Source organism: Flavobacterium bizetiae (assembly GCF_024271895.1).
In the GTDB taxonomy this organism is placed as follows: domain Bacteria; phylum Bacteroidota; class Bacteroidia; order Flavobacteriales; family Flavobacteriaceae; genus Flavobacterium; species Flavobacterium bizetiae.
Window position 1 is genome coordinate 4,142,015 of the sequence record NZ_CP091861.1, and the last position, 18,365, is coordinate 4,160,379.

The following is an 18,365-nucleotide window of genomic DNA, read 5'->3' on the forward strand; positions in this document are numbered from 1 at the left end:
AATCAACATAAAATACAGCATCACATTATTTAAAAGTTTAACTACTTTATTTTTCATTATTTCTCTTCCACTTCAATTGTGTAAAAAAAATACTATTAGTAAATCTTTAATTACTATTTTTACACAGTCTAAATAAGAATAGTTGCTTTGTTTTTTCGAAATTGAAGCAATCGATAAACGATCAATGAGAAATACAAGTACCTACAGTTCTATACCAAAAATGATTATTACAGGTTTTATTCTGCTACAATGTAGTTTAATACAATCGCAAACAAATACAATAAAAGGAGTTATTTATCATTCAGAAGATCCATTGTCAAAGGCAATGATTGTATTAGAACCTGGTGATAAAATTGCAACATCTGACAGTAATGGTTCTTTCTCATTTTCCGGATTAGCAAACGGAAAATATACTTTAACGGTGACTAATATGGGATTTAAAGATTACATACACGAAATTACCTTAAACGGACATGCGCCTAAATCGCTACATATCAATATGGAAGCTGGTATTGACCTAAAAGAAGTAAGCGTAGTAAGCCGTGTTGTAAAAAATAACCCCGAAAACTTAATCAACGCCCAATACAGCGCAATGCCTGTAACTGTAATAGATCGAAAAACAATAGAATTAATGGGAAGCAGAAGGCTTGATGAAGTCTTAAAAGAACAAACAGGTATTGCGGTGGTTAACAATATAAGTGGCGGCGCAAGATCTGTTGGAGTGCAAATGCAGGGTTTTGGCAGCGAATACATAATGGTGCTTATTGACGGTCAGCCAATGGTGGGAAGAAATAACGGTAATTTTGATCTTTCAAGAATCAGCGTTTCAAACATCGAGCGTATCGAAATTATCAAAGGCGCTTCATCAAGTCTTTACGGCAGCGAAGCTCTTGGAGGTACAATTAATATCATTACAAGACACGGCGTTATCGATCCGCAAATGCAGGCTTCTTTAAGTTACGGATCACTTAATATCATAGATGCTGTAGTAGAAGGCGAAACTCCTTTTTTACAAAATAAAGGAACGGCAAATATCGCGGCTAACTATTACAGAACAGACGGTTATAATACGAATTCTAGATACATCAAAGGAAATACTTCTCCGCCCTACGACAATTACAGTTTGCAGGGAAAATCTCGTTATCAAGTCAATGAAAAGAGTTTTCTAAGTTTAAGCGGACGTTATGGTTTGCGTCGTTCTTTTATGCAAAAGGACTTTGGTTTAGGGCATATATCAGGCGACAATCAGGACGAGCAGGATCTTAATCTTTCGCTTTCTTTTGATCATCGTTTCAATAGTAATCTTAGAAGTATTACCAGATATTATCTCACTTACTACACTGCTGATATGAGTGTTGCCTGGCAACAAACAAACAGTTCAGTAAGTCAGGATGTTTTTAAACAAACACTACACCGATTCGAACAGCAATTTTCTTATAGCAATAACAATACTTATCAGCTTGTTGGAGGTATTGGCGGAAGCGTCGAAAACATGAATGATAATGCACTCAACAATGTAAACTCATTAGAAAATTTCTTCACTTTTGTTCAGGGCGAATGGACTCCTTTTCAGCAACTAAGAGCAGTTGGAGGACTTCGATACGATCATACGAATAATTTTGGAGGAAGGTTAAATCCTAGTTTTGGATTACAATACTTTATGACTCCAAAAATAACTTTTAAAGCCGGAATTGGTACAGGATTTAAAGCGCCTGATTTTAAAACCAATTATTTAGTGTTTTACAATTCCAGCAGTAATTATCTTGTAATTGGTAATGCTGTCCTCGCTCCTACTTTGCAGCAAATGCAGCAAGACGGACAAATAAGCGAAATTAGACAGTATGTTCTCAATCAAACTGCCGGAAATCTACAAGCCGAAAAAAGCACTTCGTACAATGCCGGATTTATTACAGAACCTGCTAAAACCCTGAAAATCGAAGGAAGTATATTTTATCACAAAATAACCAATCAAATCAACAGCATACAAGTTGCTACGGGAACCAACAATAGGATTATTTATACCTATCAGAATCTACCTGAAGCCGTAAACAAAGGTTTTGAAATTGGCTTAAAATACAGCCCAGCAAAAAATCTTGAAATAAGCGCCGGATATCAATACTTAATTGCGAAAGACCTTAGCGTAAAAGACAGCATTAGGTCAGGAAAATGGCCTTATAACCAAAACATACATGATCCTGCCACAGGGAACTCCTACAAACCACGTCCGTCTGATTATTGGGGAATTGAAAATCGTTCCCGTCATATGGCCAATGCGTCTGTTTTTTATAGTTATACGCCATGGAAACTTAATGCAAATGTAAGGGTAAACTTTAGAGGAAAATATCCTTTTGGAGATCGAAACGGGAATCAATTCATTGATAAATATGACATTTTTGTAAAAGAATATTTCCTTACGAATGCGAGTCTTGAAAAACGTCTTTTAAAAGATCATCTCAGCATCAGATTCACAGCAGACAATATCTTCAATTATACAGATCCGTTAATGCCCGGACAGCCCGGAAGAATACTTCTCGCCGGATTAAGTTATCGGTTCTTTAAAGATCAATAAAAACAAATTAAACATTAATACTTTCTAAATGATAACAAACAAAACAGTTAAAAAATACTGCACGCTGGTACTGCTTTTTACAGTAACCTTTTTTACATCATGCAGCAGTAATGAAGAGGATACAACGGCTTCTCTCACAGACGGGAAAAGTACAGTAATTAGTGATCTCGCGGGAGATACAGGAGCTTCTATGGGAGGCGGTACAGATGGTAAAGAACAAAGAAGTTTTCATACGTTTCTTTTCCGTTTTAGCGATCAGAAACAAATATGGCTTCATACAAAAGCAGATTCTCTGCAATACATGAAAACAGGCAATTGGGATCTGGCTTTTACAGGACCTTACAACAGTGAAGTTTTTATAAATAATGCCAAATACCAATACAATCCCGGTTTTGGCGGACCAGCCGAAAAAACAGCCGTGATTTTGGTTAATGATGATTATAAAAATGTAAATCAGGCACCTACAGATGCGAGTTTTGATGCTAGCGAAGTAACAAAAATTGGCTGGGCATCTTCTGAAAGTTCTGCGGGTTGGTTTTATTACAGTTTAAGCAGTCATATCATGCAGTCCATTCCAAACAGAACGTATGCGATCAGACTTCCAAACGGAAAATATGCCAAGTTACAACTTATCAATGCTTACAAAGGCAATCCGCCTGCGGTAACAGATCTTAACTGGCCTGCACCCTATTTCACCTTTAGATATTATGTTCAAAATGACGGAAGTAAAAATTTAAACACAAAATAATTATCCAAATGAAAAAAATTAAAACCCAAATAAAAATACCACAAAGTTTATTGACCGCTTTTCTTATTATCATTACACTAACAGCATGTTCATCAGACGATAAACCAGCTGAATCAGAAAATGAAAATGGCGGAAACCCGGGAACAGAAGTACCGGACACAGGACTTTTTAATAAAGTAATACATGTAAAAAATTATGAAGGCAGTACTTCTGATGCTAATCCTACTGCTCCATCAGCAACACTTTATTATAGTCTGGAAGAAAACAAAGCTGTAGATGGTTCTTTTAAAAAGACAAAAAAATGGGATCTTGCTTTTGGCGGACTTTATGCTAGTTTTTTATCAGGAAATAATGGCAGTAATTCACAAAACAATGGCGCTCTTGCCGGCGGTAAAGGTGGTATTACCATAGTAGAAAAACCTTTTAACGAAGTTGTTGATATTCCCGCAGACAGTCAATTTAAAACCGGTATAGATCTTATAGGAACAGATGATGCAGGTTCGTTTGGTAACGGAATTGGATGGTATTTATATGATTTTGGTGGCGAAGTGGTAACCGACGGAACTAATCCGCAAAAGGCCCACGTAGCTTATGCGCTTGGCGAACCTCTTAAAATTGCTAACGGAAAAGTTATTCCTGCCAGAACCATAATTCTTAAAACGGCAAATGGCAATTACGCTAAAATTAAAATGATATCAGTTTATAAAGATGTATATAATTCTGCCGAGTGGTTCAAGGATACTCCGCATATGTTCTACACTTTCGATTACGTAATGGTGCCGGCCGGAAGCACTAAATTTTCAATTAAATAACCCTATCCAAATTAACATGACTATTAAAATTACCCCTTTAAAAACAATGCTGTTTTTTTCTTCCTTCACCCTATTCAGTCTCTTAACTGCATGCAGCAGCGAAGAAGACAGATGGACCGATGTAAAAGGAGAAACAGTCAAAGAGATCGTAACCAATCTTGATGCTAAGCGCATTATATCATTTCGTGTGGTAAATCCGGGCGAAAGTCAGGCTTTATACAGCGCTGTCGATAATGTAAAAAAAACGATTACGGTTTATCTACCGTCCTTTTACGAATACCAATATCTGGAAACCGCTATAGCATTACCGGAAAAAACTACTATTACTCCTGCTGCTACAGAGTTATTACCCGTATTTAGCAAAACTCCCGTAACCTATACAACAAAAGCAGCTGACGGAACAACCGCTGTTTATACAGTAAAGATTATGATACAGCAAGCTGCATTAACTTTAAAAGAGTTATCAACCGAGACTTCTACTTTTACCGTTCAGGCAGGAGCTTCGATAAAAGTAACCGGCGAAAATTTTGTACCGTCATATGAAGTAACAAAACTTTTTATAGTAGACAAAGACGGAAACAAAAAATTGCAATTGAAGCAATACAATGACGGAGTCGATATTACAAGTTTTTATGTAATGTATTCTTTTGATGCTATCGAAACTGGTCTTCAAACCGATACTGATTACTGGCTGATGATGGAAAGCTATAATATTACTAAAACTATGAAATATCCGTTCAGGATAACTAATTAAAATTTAAGACAATAAAAAAATGCCTGTCTTCGTAGCCGGGGTAATGAAATAAGCCACTTAATCTATTTAATATAAAAAATTATGAAAAAATTAATTTTATCAATTGTAGCATTGGCTGCTATTTCAATTACATCTTGTAGCTCTGACGACCAAATTGCTGATTCACAAGCGCAAGCAAAAGAACAAGAAGTATCAAACAATCAAACGAAAAAAGCTTTACTTGATCTTTGTACTGTAACTTCAACATCTGTAACAGTAAACAGATGGCAAGCTCCATCATCAGTTGATGCAAACTGGACTCCGGTTGCTGCAACAATTGGCGGTGTAAACGTACAATGGGAAGGTATTTATGGTGCTTCTATTCGTCCTGTAGGTAATACAGGTAAATGGTATGTAGGTACAATAGACCTAACAGCAGCTTGTGATGAATGGGGAACATGGAAAACAGCCGTAGCTGTTAAAAATGCAGCTGCTAATCTTGGTACTGCCCCAACTGACAAATACAATGTACTAGGATATAACGGTACTATCTCAGGAACTAATTACGGTTTAGGATATTACTCATACAATATCACAACACACGTTATGACTCCTGCTAAAGCAATTGTAATCTGGAAAACAAATTCAGGAACAGATGCAACATCAGTTACCAGCCCTTCATCAGCTACAGAAGCTTATTTAGTAAAAGTAACAAGCGTTGCTCCAGGTACATCAAGCAGTACAATAAGCTATAACTGGACAAAAGTATTATAATTAATAACGGCGAAAAAAAAGAACATGGGATCACGAAATGTCTACAGGTTACTTGCAGTAAAAGCTGACCGGCGATCTCTGCATATTACCCCTACCATATCATTACCCCATGACTATCAAACGGCATTATAAATTACCGTAAGCATCGACAGTACAGGCATTTTAAAAATATAAAAGCAGACTAATCAATGCGCTGCAAAACTAATAAATAAAATCATTTAAAAATTAAATAACCCATATAATCATGGATAAAAGCAACAATACCGGTATATTTTTACATACGGTTATACTACTTTTCTTATCAACACTATTTTTTTCCTGCGATACAGAATATGTTGATAAAATAAATAACATTCCCGGCGATGTAATTAAGATTCCGGGATATACCCAAATTGAATCATTCACCTTTAAGGATACCGAAAACAATGCCATAAGCGCTGCTATAACAGAGGAGAATATTCTTTTTACCTGGAGCAGTTATATGGCAATTCCCGAAACGATAAAACCAGAAATTGTTCTCGGCACAGAAGCTACTATTAGTCCGGCATCAGGTGCTGAAGTTCCGTTTAAAGATGGTACCGTGTATACCGTTACTTCAAAAGCCGGTACTACAAAAAAATATACCATTAAAATCGATATTAGACAAAAAGAACCAAAAAGCTGGACATATAACAGTGGAGACTTTTTAAACAAAGGTTTTCTGCAAAGAATGATCAATAACGAATCCGGAAATGGTATCGATAATTTATGGTTAAGCCTTAAAGATACAAGAGTGTATTTTGTAGCAGCTACAGATCAAAAAACAGAATATACCGCAGAAATAGCCTATTTAGGTGTTGGAGGCTTGCCATTATTTCCTAATTATGGAGTATACTATTTTCTTCCTGAAAATATGCCTGAAGGCAAATACGATATGCGCATCAAAAATGGAGCGTTTATATTGCAAAACACCAGCGTAGACAACCGATTTAAAGTTGAGGTTGCAGAACCCGACTATTTTTCAGTTGAAAGATATGGCAGCCCTGTTGAGAAACAAATTGGCGAAACCTTCGAATTACGCGGAGGCATGATGAATACCATCACAGCCGCTGTCGTTTATAATAACAAAACCAAAACTCAAACCTATCCTCTCGAAATTGTAAGTATTACGCCGTACAGAGCTGTACTTAAAGTACCTACAGGAGTTCCGGCAGGACTCTACGATAGAATTAAACTTACTACTACCGATGGTTCTTCAATTTTAGCTTATACGGTAACAGTCAAATAATAGACTCTTACTTTTAGATAAAAAAGCCTTTAGAGAAGCAATTTTCTAAAGGCTTTTTTTCAGGAGCTAATCCCGCTATTCGTTCCACCCGAGCGATAGCGAACTGACGAAGTAATCTTTTGTGGCGAACACCGCCACAAAAGGATTTCCTCTGCTATCGGGGCTAGGGCAATCATTTTCATAATAATGTCTTTCCTACTATTTGTCACCCTGAGCGAAGTCGAAGGGCACACCAGAAACTCTGCAATCTATATCGCCAATCTTTGTAGAATCCCGCGTGTGATCCTTCGTTCCTCAGGAGGACAAGATTGCGGGTAGCTATTTGAGTAAAATAAAAAAATCGTTAATATCCGCGCTTTTGCGAAGCAAATCCGCATCATCCGCGTTCAAAATCATAATCCATCATTATTGATTTTTTTCATCCCTTTCCTTCTTCCACTTACGTATTCTCCATCGTGCATTTGTATAAGGCGAAGCAGTATTAAACTGAATCATTCTTCCCAATGTCCATTTTTCATACCAGGGTATTTCGTAAAGATCGTGATTCGATTTGCTTTTAATCAATGCTAAAATGGACGTTACTGTATTATCTAGTTTTACAACAAGTTCTTCAAAACTGTCATCTTCATAATCTTTGTAAAATTTCTGAGCCAGTTTTCCTAATTCATTCCATTTACATCCCGTTTCAGGAAAATCGACAGCCTCGTTATGCTCTTTTTTGTAATTCCATTTCAGGACTAACTCGCCCCATCCTACCAGATACGCGACCAGATTATCAATACTCATTAAAGTGCCTTTGCTGTGGCCTTCGAGTTCTTTTAATGAAGTTAAATCAGCAGGAATGCTTAAAAGTTCTTTTTTAAGTTTATCAAAATTTGTGATTATTGCCGCCAGCAATTCATCTTGGTTAACAGGAACAGCCATACTTTAGAATACTAATTTTTATATCCTCAAAAATACTATAAAGTATTAAAATACACCAGAATTACGAATTCCTAAATCTTAAAAATAGTCTCCTGAAGTTCTTCTAAAGACTTCCCTTTCGTTTCCGGCATCATAAAAATCACAAAAAGTAATTGGAACACCATCATTACAGCAAAAATCAAAAACACAGCTCCCGCTCCAATCGTCGAAAACAAAAACGGAACCATAGACGGAATAATAGCAGCAAGAACCCAATGTACCGATGAGCCAAAAGCCTGACCGCTGGCGCGCAAATGATTTGGGAAAATCTCTGAAATAAAAACCCAAATTACAGCACCTTGTCCTACGGCATGCGAAGCAATAAACAAAAACAAGAAAACCGGTACCTGCATTCCCTCCCATTTTAAAAAGAAGGCAATCGAAACTAATCCCAACGAAATAATATAACCAATCGATCCTATATACATCAGCACTTTTCGCCCCACAACATCAATTAAGAAAACGCCAATCAGCGTAAACACCAAATTAGTCAAACCAATACCAACGCTGCTCATTAAAGCTGCACTTTCGCCCAATCCTGCTTCTGCAAAAATTCTAGGAGCATAATACAAAAAGGCATTAATTCCTGAAAACTGATTGAACAACGAAATGAAAAACGCTAAAAGCAACGGAAATCTGTATTTCTTCAAAAAGATAGTTTCCCCTTTTTTATCTTCATTATCGTTTCCCAAATGCATTTCGTGCAATAAATCTTCAATTTTAGCCGTCGGATCTACTTTTTCTAAAACCGCTTTTGCCTCTGTAATTCTCGATTTCGAAAGCAGCCATCTCGGACTTTCCGGAATCGTAAATACTATAATCGTATAGAAAAATGCAGGAAAAGCCATGATTCCAATCATCCATCGCCACGCATTTTCACCCGCATCACGCAATAAATAATTAGACAAAAAAGCCATTAAAATTCCTAAAACAATATTAAACTGATAAAGCGAAACCAAACGTCCTCTGTCTTTTGCGGGAGCAATTTCAGAAACATAAGCCGGAGCTGCAATCGTAGACGCTCCAATTCCTAATCCGCCTAAAAACCTAAAAAAAGCAAAAGTCCACGGATCATTTGCAAATGAAGATCCAATTGCCGACAACAAAAACAAAATCCCAATCCAGATCAGTGTTTTTTTACGTCCAATTTTATTCGTCGGAATCCCACCAAAAATAGCGCCCACAACCGTGCCCCAAAGCGCCATTGCCATAACTACAGATCCGTGAAAAACATCTGATGTATGCCATAATTCCTGAAGTTTCGTATCAGCACCAGAAATTACAACCGTATCAAAACCAAATAAAAATCCAGCCAGAGCGGCAGTAACAGACCATAGTAGTATTTTGTTCATAAAAGCATTTATTACATTAATTATATCGACTTTATTCACGGATTACTACTTGCAGAAAACGATTGACATCACCAGCAATTTAAATTAAAAATTGAAGGAAATTTCAAAATTCAAAACAGTTAGTAAAACGTTTTAGTAAATTACAAATATATACTTTTTCACTATTCAAAAATGAATAAAAGAATATTTTACAAAAACAATAAGTGCAATATAAAGGGAGAATAAAATAAAATTATGTATTATTACTGATAAAAAACAAAGATTAACCAATGTATTTAAGTAATAGTTGAATAAACTGGTAGGCAAAATTTAGAAATACTAAATCGATTTAGTATGTTTGTAGTAATTTAATAATTTTCTAAACCAAAACTATTACTAATTATCTAAAACCACAGGTATGTTTCACCCATTATTAAAAAATCGAACTATTAAAATTTTACTTTTTATAGTTCTGATATTCCATCAAAACTCCATTTTTGCCTTTCAAAAATTAGAACAAAATCTTTCTGCTCAGGATACAGCAAAAGTTCCTAAAGAAATTGAAGATCCTGAAAATATTGGCATTAACAAAGAGCCTGCACACGCAACTTTAATGCCTTATGCTTCGCTAAAAGAAGCGCTTACTGCAAACAGACACGCTTCTACTTACAGTAAAAGTTTAAACGGAATGTGGAAATTCAATTGGGTTGACTGGCCTCAAAAACGTCCGGTAAATTTTTATAAAACAGATTACGATGTATCGAAATGGAAAGAAATAAAAGTACCATCGAACTGGCAAATTGAAGGTTACGGAACACCTTATTACAGCAATTTTAATTACATTTTTCAGAAAGATTTTCCGCGAGTGATGAGTACGCCTCCTGAAAATTTCACGGCATTTCACGAAAGAAATCCGGTAGGAAGTTATCGTCGTGATTTTACCGTTCCGGAAAACTGGAAAGGAAGACGCATTTTGATCACTTTTGATGGTGTCGACGCGGGATTCTTTATTTGGGTAAACGGAAAAAAAGTAGGTTATGGCGTAAACAGCAGAAATGCAGCAGAATTTGATCTGACAAAATATCTTGTTGCCGGAAAAAATACGCTGGCTGTAGAAGTCTATCGCTTCACCACCGGAAGTTATTTAGAAGATCAGGACATGTGGCGTTTGAGCGGTATTTTTAGAAACGTAACGCTTTGGAGTACTCCGCAACAACATATCAGGGATTATTTCATCAAAACCAATCTCGATAAAAATTATAAAGATGCCGAAGTTGTGGTAACAACCAAAATTAAAAACTACGCAAAAACAATTTCGAAACCACGATTGGTACAAGTCAATTTATATGATGGCAGCGCTATTGTGGGCAAAGCAACCGGAAAGAAAATTGTTCCGGCTTTAAAACCGGGTCAGGAAGTTTCGATAGATATAACATTTAACGTCACAAATCCTAAAAAATGGACAGCGGAAACCCCTACTCTTTACACCGCCGTAATTGATTTAAAAGAAGGAAAAAATACAATCGAAACTCTTTCGTCTAAAATTGGCTTTAGAAAAATAGAAATCAAAGGAAGATTGTTTACTGTAAATGGTGTTGCAATCAAACTAAAAGGAGTTAATCGCCACGAAAACTGGCCAGATGATGGTCACGCCGTTACAGAAGAACAAATGATCAAAGACATTTTGTTAATCAAACAAGCCAACTGTAATCATGTCAGAACAAGTCATTATTCTAATGATCCAAGATGGTATGAGTTATGCGACGAATATGGTCTTTATTTAGTTGCTGAAGCCAACGTAGAATGTCACGGAGCCATGAATGAATTTAATGATGATCCTCGTATAAAAGCCGCGATTGTAGATCGTAATGTGGCGAATACAGAGAATTTCAAAAACCATCCTTCAGTTTTAATCTGGTCATTAGGAAATGAAAACGGAACCGGTGGCGTCAACTTTAGAGCGGCATTAAAAGCAATTAAAGATATAGATCCAACACGACCTACCCATTACGAAGGTTTTGGCATTGCCTTAAACAACCCGGCCGATATTGACAGTCAGATGTATACAGATGTTTTTAACTTAGAAAAACATGCTAATGATACTTCTTTGACAAAACCATTTTATTTATGCGAATATGCCCATGCGATGTTCAATTCGATGGGATCTGTAGACATCTACAATGATTTATTCGATAAATATCCTGCCTTGCTTGGTGGTGCAATTTGGGAATGGCAGGATCAGGGAATTTACAATAATCGTGATCCAAAACATCCTATTACCGCTTTTGGTGGTGGTTTTGGCGAATTTCCAAACGATCAATACTTTATTCATAAAGGTGTTGTATTCTCTGACCGTTCTTTAAAACCGCATTATCCGGAATTAAAACATGCCTACCAATGGATTACAATTTCAGACAAAGACAGTAAAAACGGCATTTTCACGATCAAAAACCGTTATGAAACCAATAATTTAAATAGCCTTTCGGCAAAATGGGAATTGACTGAAAACGGAAAATCAATCGCTACTGGAGATATTGCCACAGGTTCTATAATTCCGGGTGAACAAAAAGACATTCAGATTCCTTTGAATATTACTCCAAAATCAGGTTCAGAATATTTCTTACGTATTTCATTTGCTCTTGCAGAAGATGAATTATGGGCCAATAAAGGTTACGAAGTAGCTTCGCAGCAATTCGAACTTCCGGTAAGTACTCCGCCTGTTTTGCAACATATACCTGAAGGTACTTTATCTGTAAAAAACAATAGAAACAGCATTCAGCTCATTGGTAACAATTTTAAAATTGAATTTGATAAAAACAAAGGAACATTTTCGAAAATAGAAAAAAACGGTAAAAACCTTTTACAGGAAAACGGAGGGCCACTATTGCATTTATGGCGTGCTCCACACAGAAAAGATGATATGTGGGCGTATGAAAATTGGGAGAAATACGGTCTAAAATCAATCAAATGGGTAGTGAGTGATCTCAAAACTCAAAAAATATCCGGTGGAAGTTTCGAAATTAAAGCCACATTAACCGGAACCGGAAAAGAAAATTTTAAAGTGGTGCACCGTGTTTTTTATACCATTAACGGAAACGGTACTATTAAGGTGACCAATGATATCAGTTTTAATGATCCGAAATTAATTTTAGCACGAATTGGTGTTCGAATGTTTTTGAGTAAAGATTTAGACCAATTTGATTACTTAGGACGCGGACCAATGGAAAACTATCCTGATCGTAAAAGTGGTTTTGACATTGGTCATTATTACAGCACTGTAAAAGAGCAAATAACACCTTACGAAAAGCCAATGGAATCCGGCAATCACGAAGATGTACGTTGGGCAAACCTAAAATCACAAAACGGTTTAGGATTAACCATTAAACAAGGTGATGATTTATTGCAAGTAGCCGCATTGCCTTACAGCGACGAAGAAATGGAAAATGTAGAATACAAAATAGATCTGCCACAAAGCAAAGGAACGGTATTGTGTGTTTCGCATAAAACCTTAGGAGTAGGTTCCTGGGGCTGCGGGCCGAAGCCATTAGAACAATATATGGTTTATGCAAAAGCAACTTCTTTTAATTACGAAATCGATCTGAATTCAAAATAAGAAGCTGATCTTTCCGCTTTAAAAAGCATCCAAAATAAAAAAAGTATTAGTAAATAATTACTAATGCTTTTTTATTTCAATAGAATGAAGGTCTTAATCCTGATTAATTTTAAAAGAATAAGAGCCTGACTTCAGCTGAATAACTTTATACAATCCTTCGTTGATAATGTTGATGTCTTTTGAATTGCAACTAAAAGTTTTGTCTTTTACTAAATAAAAACTCGCGCTGGAGTTGGGCGGAACCACAACATTATAAAGAATTTCTTTATTTTCTTTTTTCCAGTTCGAGACAATTTTCCCGTAAGGAGAACTATATTCCGACTCAAAATAAGTAAGATCTTTAACAAAATTTGGTCTCAAAATAATATGCTTAAAACCAGGCTGATTTTCATCCGGAAAAATTCCGCCCAATCCTTTGTACATCCACGCTCCTATTTCTCCAAACATAATATGATTCATTGAGGCGTCGTTTTTCTCGACATTCAATGGCCAGTTTTCAAACAAAGTCGTAGCGCCACTTTTTATCCAATAACCCCATGACGGAAAATCTTCCTGAGAAGCGATTTTATAAGCTGCGTCGGCATAACCATTTTCGCTCAATGCATTCAGCAAAGACTTTGTGCCCAATAAACCAACATTAAGATGAAAATTAGTTTCCTGTACTTTTTTGTACAAATTATCGGCTACTTTTTGCTTAAATTCATCAGGAACCAATCCCCAATACAACGGACCGGACAATTCTGTTTGTGTACCGCTGCAGTATAAATTTGTAGTCGAATTAAAAAATTCTTTATTGAATGCTGTTTTAATTTTTTCTCCCAGTTTAAAATAATGTTCCGCATCATTGGTGTTTCCAAGTAATTTTGCTGTCTTCGCTAAAATCATCACATCAGTATAATAATACATCGTCGAAGTTAGCGGTTTAGAACTTACGGTTTTTACAGGAACCCAATCGCCTAATCCCCAATCTGTAATCCCGCCTGGATATTTCTTATCAATTAAATCTACATACTTTTTTATGTTGGGATACATTTTAGTCAGCAAACTCGCGTCGCCGTAAAACTCATATATTTTCCACGGAATAATAGCAATCGAACTTGTCCAGTCCGGACCAGTTGCAAATTCATATCCAAATGCTCCCGGATTAGGAACAATGTTTGAAATTCCCCCATCCGGTTGTTGCTCGTCCTGATGGTCAGCAAGCCATTTTTCATAAATCGTGATTCCGTCAAAATTGTATAATCCCGTTTCTATATTCGTGTGTGCATCCCCTGTCCAACCGTTCTTTTCGCGTTGCGGACAATCTGTTGGATAACCAAATAAATTAGCCAGATAACTGCTGTTTGTCGCTTCCCAAATCTTATTAAAAACCGGATTCGACGTTTTAATTTTTCCCACGGCAGGAACATCGCTGTGCATTTCGAGAGCCAAAATACAATCATCATTCAACTTAAAAGGTCGGCTTGAAGTAACTTCTACAAATTGAAATCCTTTATAATTAAACTTTGGAGAGAAACTTTCCTTATCATTTCCTTTCACAATAAAAATATCCGTCTGAAAAGGATCTGAATTATCAGTTGGTCTGTAATGCAAATCGATATTCGAAAGATCGACCAGTCCGTTTTTATACAAACGTTCCGCATGTTTTATTCTAAAAACAGTTCCCACGACTGCATTTTTTATCGAAAAACGAACGGTTCCTGCAATATTTCTCGGAAACGAAAACACAGTCAAAGTATCGTTTACACGATTGATATTCGTCGGTTTTAGCTCAGCTACCACTTTAATAGGATGCAATTGCTGCGACACTAATTTTGATGATGGCGCTTTTACAATTATGGCTTTATTCCATTTAGCATCATTAAAATCAGGTTTGCTCCAGTTGGCAATTTCTTTACGCGCATCATAATGCTCACCCGTGTAAATACTATTAAAAACAACCGGACTATCCGCTGTTTTCCAGGTTTCATCTGTTACAATTGTTTCAGTCGAATTATCTGAATATGTAATTCTGATATTCACCAGACAACGAGGTCGGTTCCTCCAAATTGTTTTGTCAAAATGCCAAACAGCCGTCGATTGGTGATTGTACCAGCCGTTTCCTAACAAAATACCAAAAGCATTTTTCCCCTTTTGCAAATCGGCCGTGATGTCTAATGTGGCATACAAATTACGACTGTCGTATTTCGTAAACATAGGATCCAGCATTCGGTTTCCCGCTTTTTTTCCGTTCACATAAAATTCGTGCAATCCGCCGGCGGTAACATACACACGGGCTTCTTTGATCGTTTTTGTTGTCGTAAATTCTTTTCTGAAATAAGGAGCCGGTTTGTAATTCTTATCATGAGAATCAGAGATCCAACTTCCTTTCCAGTCGCTCGATTGCATCATGGCGGTTTCAAAACGCTGAATCTTCGAAATGTTCATTTTGCCATTTTCATCCCAAACTTTTACTCTCCAAAAATAAGTAGTAAAGGATTGTAGATACGCTCCTTTATAAGAAACTAAAATAGCGTCCGAAAGTACTTTTCCGGTATTCCAAACCGTTGCTTTTCCTTCTGTTAAAGCATTAGCTTCTTCCGCGATTTCTATCTGATAAGCGGTTTGTACTACATTGCGGCCGCTGCCATTCAATTGCCACGAAAGTCTTGGTTCCGGCACATCAATCCCTAATGGATCAACCAAATGTTCGCACTTTAGATTTACCGGAGCCTGACAATATCCTGCTATATTTATCAATAGAAAAAGGAAGAACAGGCAAATTGTTTTACTATTTTTTTTATGCTGTATAATCATTAGATTTTATTTTTTAATATTTGAATTGGCTTATAAAAGCAAATCATTTTTTTTAGGAGCTAATCCCGCTATCCGTTCCAATCTTTTTATTTTTTAAAGAAAAAAATAAAAAGGATTTCCACTTCTATCGGGGCTAGGGCAATTGTTTTTATAAGAACTTTTTTTGTCGTCCTGAGAAACGAAGAATCACACTTAGGATTCGACTATCATAATCAAAACTAATTTGAATATTGCACGCAGATGACACGGATTCGCTTCGCGAAAACGCAGATTTGCACAGATTTTTTTTTCTCGCAAAGTAAACACAATCTTGTCATCCTGAGGAACGAAGGATCTCACAAGAAACTCGACAAAGATTGGCGAATAACTAAACGGAAATACTAGTGTAATCTCTCCTTCGTCGAGATGACAAACTTTGTGGTTATTTGTTCATTGGATTTTTTTGTCATCCTGAGGAACGAAGGATCTCACAAGAAACTCGACAAAGATTGGCGAATACCTGAACGGAAAGACTAGTGTGATCTCTCCTTCGTCGAGATGACAAACTTTGTGGTTACTTGTTCATTGAGTTTTTTTGTCATCCTGAGGAACGAAGGATCTCACAAGAAACTCGACAAAGATTGGCGAATATCCGAACGGAAATATTAGTGTGATCCTTCGTTCCTCAGGATGACAAGCTTGTGTTTTCCAACCTAAAGCCAAAGGCTATTTAAACAATCACTTCAAAACCTAAATCTCTTCTAAAACTGCTGCCCATCCTCCATTTTTGACCATTTTCACATCAATAACATCTTTATTTGTAATCGTGTAATTCTTCTTTCTATAATCCATTGCCTGATATCCTGCGTTGATGCCGTCTTCAAACGACGTTACTTTATAGGTTTTTCCGGCTTTTAGAAAATCTAAATTGAGTTTAAATTTTCGTTGTTTTTCGGCATTATTCGTTATCCCGCCAATAAACCATTTTGTTCCTTTTCTTTTGGCAACAATAGCGTATTGCCCCGCTTTGGCTTCTAATGCTTTGGTTTCATCCCAAGTCGTAGGAACCGAAGTGATAAAATCAGTACATTCTTTCTCACGATAATAATTAGTTGGATTATCTGCCAGCATTTGTAAACCACTTTCGAAAACGACAAACAAAGCAAGCTGATAAGCTCTTGTACCAATACTTGCAGAATTTGGTCTCTCTGATCTGTAAACTTCCGGCTGCATGCTAATCATCGCGCCCGGCGTATAATCCATTGGGCCAACGGCATTTCGCATAAAAGGCAGGTACAAACTGTTGTCCGGTTTACAGCCGTCCATTTGTTCCATTCCCCTTACTCCTTCGTATGAAATTAAATTTGGGTATTTGTATTCTAAACCTGCAGGCTTAAAGGCGCCGTGAAAATCTACCAATATTTGATGCTTTGCGGCTTCTTTGGCTACATTTTCGTAATAATTGACCATTACCTGATCACTTCGATCCATGAAATCAATTTTTACACCCGCAATTCCCCATTCTTTAAAGGTTTTAAAAACACCCATATTTTTATCGACCGTAAGCCAGGTCAGCCACAATACGATACCTACATTTTTTTCTTTACCATATTTAATGAGCTCATGAACATTCACATTCGGATTTGGCGAATACGGATCTTCTGTCCTATTGGCCCAGCCTTCATCCATAATGATATATTTTATACCAAATTTCGAAGCAAAATCAATATAATATTTATAGGTATCCAGATTATAACCCGACACAAAATTAACTTCAGGGCCATAAGGCGTTGCTCCGTTCCACCATTCCCAGCTGGCTTGTCCGGGTTTTATCCATGTGGTATCTTTTAGTTCGCTTTTTGGAGCGAGTTTTAAAGTCATTGTGTTTTCTATAAGCTGTTTGTCATTTTTGGTAATGACAAAATAACGCCAAGGAAAATTTCTTGTTCCTTTTGTTTTGGCAATATAATTGGCTTCTTTCAAAATTTTAAGACTTCTGTCTCCGTCAGGGCCAAATTCTAAAGGCGTTTTAGGAAATACGGCAGTAATACTTTTTCCGGTTCCCTTTAAAAACATACACGGATAATCCGAAAGATCTGATTCACTTATGAGGATTTTGTATTGCTTTTGCGAATCGGCCAAAACAGGAAGTACAGACATTTTATCAGAAGGTTTCCAATCTTTTACCGTTGTTTGCGAATAAGCTTCTTCATAAGCTGTTTTAAAACCTCCCGGTTGTTGCACATGCAATAGATAATTATCAGGTAAATTAACGGCGAAATCTTCGTTTAATACTTCAATTTCTCCTTTTTTAGACGTTATAAAGCGATACGATATTCCGTCATCAAAAGCGCGAAATTCTACTGCATAATCTCCTTTAAAATTCAATACCAAATAATTGTAATGATTGGAAACAGTTGAAAATTTAAGCGGAACAACGGGTTTAATTTCTTCCTTTACTTTTCCTGTTTTGCTTCCTGTTATTTTTGGATTTAATCCTAAAGTTTCATTTTTAAGGGTTAATGCCAGATGATTTTTGGCGGCTATTTCTTCGTTTTGGATATTGATCGAATAATAGATTTTATCTTCTAAAGCAACCGAAACTTTTATTTCTCCGTTTGGTGACAGGAGTTCGAACTTTTTTTGCTGAGAATAGGCAGTAGAAATTCCCAACAATAAAAACAGGTACGTTACTAATTTAATTGTCTTCATTTAAAATTGTTTTTATATAAACAACGTCCCAAAAAAAGGGACGTTATTTTAATTTATACTTTACAAAG

The 18,365-nt window shown here is 36.5% G+C and carries 11 protein-coding genes; 7 read left to right on the forward strand and 4 right to left on the reverse strand.

What is annotated here, in order from left to right; genetic code table 11:
- Positions 1-184: 184 nt before the first annotated feature.
- The 6 genes from L0669_RS17645 to L0669_RS17670 all read left to right on the forward strand — a co-directional run bounded on the left by L0669_RS17645 (position 185) and on the right by L0669_RS17670 (position 6,903).
- Positions 185-2,569, forward strand: a complete 2,385-nt coding sequence (locus L0669_RS17645; protein WP_263759096.1) for a TonB-dependent receptor — start codon at positions 185-187, stop codon at positions 2,567-2,569.
- Between the two features lie 28 nt (positions 2,570-2,597).
- The gene (locus L0669_RS17650; RefSeq protein WP_263759098.1) at positions 2,598-3,317 is read left to right on the forward strand and encodes an HmuY family protein; all 720 of its coding nucleotides are present in this window, start codon (positions 2,598-2,600) and stop codon (positions 3,315-3,317) included.
- A gap of 8 nt (positions 3,318-3,325) precedes the next feature.
- Positions 3,326-4,129: an HmuY family protein gene (locus L0669_RS17655; RefSeq protein WP_263759100.1), complete on the forward strand. Its 804-nt coding sequence runs from the start codon at positions 3,326-3,328 to the stop codon at positions 4,127-4,129.
- 16 nt (positions 4,130-4,145) lie between these two features.
- On the forward strand, positions 4,146-4,883 hold the full coding sequence (locus L0669_RS17660) for a DUF5018 domain-containing protein (protein WP_263759101.1): 738 nt from the start codon (positions 4,146-4,148) through the stop codon (positions 4,881-4,883).
- 81 nt (positions 4,884-4,964) lie between these two features.
- Entirely contained in the window at positions 4,965-5,636 is a 672-nt protein-coding gene (locus L0669_RS17665) for a hypothetical protein (RefSeq protein ID WP_173969359.1), read from the forward strand.
- Between the two features lie 244 nt (positions 5,637-5,880).
- Complete coding sequence (locus tag L0669_RS17670; RefSeq protein ID WP_263759102.1) at positions 5,881-6,903, forward strand: hypothetical protein; 1,023 nt, start codon at positions 5,881-5,883, stop codon at positions 6,901-6,903.
- 405 nt (positions 6,904-7,308) lie between these two features.
- Here L0669_RS17670 and L0669_RS17675 read toward each other — a convergent pair whose 3' ends face one another.
- On the reverse strand, positions 7,309-7,827 hold the full coding sequence (locus L0669_RS17675) for a ClbS/DfsB family four-helix bundle protein (protein WP_263759103.1): 519 nt from the start codon (positions 7,825-7,827) through the stop codon (positions 7,309-7,311).
- A gap of 71 nt (positions 7,828-7,898) precedes the next feature.
- Complete coding sequence (locus L0669_RS17680) at positions 7,899-9,218, reverse strand: sugar porter family MFS transporter (RefSeq protein WP_263759104.1); 1,320 nt, start codon at positions 9,216-9,218, stop codon at positions 7,899-7,901.
- 397 nt (positions 9,219-9,615) lie between these two features.
- Between L0669_RS17680 and L0669_RS17685 the strand changes: the two genes are divergently transcribed.
- A complete protein-coding gene (locus L0669_RS17685) occupies positions 9,616-12,810 on the forward strand; it encodes a glycoside hydrolase family 2 TIM barrel-domain containing protein (protein ID WP_263759107.1) in 3,195 nt (1,064 codons plus the stop codon).
- 93 nt (positions 12,811-12,903) lie between these two features.
- On the opposite strand, the gene L0669_RS17690 is transcribed toward L0669_RS17685, so the two are convergent.
- Together L0669_RS17690 and L0669_RS17695 are read right to left on the reverse strand one after the other, a co-directional pair.
- Positions 12,904-15,606 carry a glycoside hydrolase family 78 protein gene (locus L0669_RS17690; protein ID WP_263759109.1) on the reverse strand — a complete coding sequence of 901 codons (2,703 nt, stop codon included), beginning with the start codon at positions 15,604-15,606 and terminating at the stop codon, positions 12,904-12,906.
- Positions 15,607-16,335: 729 nt separating this feature from the next.
- On the reverse strand, positions 16,336-18,297 hold the full coding sequence (locus tag L0669_RS17695) for a glycoside hydrolase family 97 protein (protein WP_263759110.1): 1,962 nt from the start codon (positions 18,295-18,297) through the stop codon (positions 16,336-16,338).
- Positions 18,298-18,365 lie beyond the last annotated feature (68 nt).

Coding starts and splice junctions, on each gene's coding strand:
- L0669_RS17645 (WP_263759096.1), top strand. CDS start 185: ATGAGAAATACAAGTACCTACAGTTCTATACCAAAAATGATTATTACA.
- L0669_RS17650 (WP_263759098.1), top strand. CDS start 2,598: ATGATAACAAACAAAACAGTTAAAAAATACTGCACGCTGGTACTGCTT.
- L0669_RS17655 (WP_263759100.1), top strand. CDS start 3,326: ATGAAAAAAATTAAAACCCAAATAAAAATACCACAAAGTTTATTGACC.
- L0669_RS17660 (WP_263759101.1), top strand. CDS start 4,146: ATGACTATTAAAATTACCCCTTTAAAAACAATGCTGTTTTTTTCTTCC.
- L0669_RS17665 (WP_173969359.1), top strand. CDS start 4,965: ATGAAAAAATTAATTTTATCAATTGTAGCATTGGCTGCTATTTCAATT.
- L0669_RS17670 (WP_263759102.1), top strand. CDS start 5,881: ATGGATAAAAGCAACAATACCGGTATATTTTTACATACGGTTATACTA.
- L0669_RS17675 (WP_263759103.1), bottom strand. CDS start 7,827: ATGGCTGTTCCTGTTAACCAAGATGAATTGCTGGCGGCAATAATCACA.
- L0669_RS17680 (WP_263759104.1), bottom strand. CDS start 9,218: ATGAACAAAATACTACTATGGTCTGTTACTGCCGCTCTGGCTGGATTT.
- L0669_RS17685 (WP_263759107.1), top strand. CDS start 9,616: ATGTTTCACCCATTATTAAAAAATCGAACTATTAAAATTTTACTTTTT.
- L0669_RS17690 (WP_263759109.1), bottom strand. CDS start 15,606: ATGATTATACAGCATAAAAAAAATAGTAAAACAATTTGCCTGTTCTTC.
- L0669_RS17695 (WP_263759110.1), bottom strand. CDS start 18,297: ATGAAGACAATTAAATTAGTAACGTACCTGTTTTTATTGTTGGGAATT.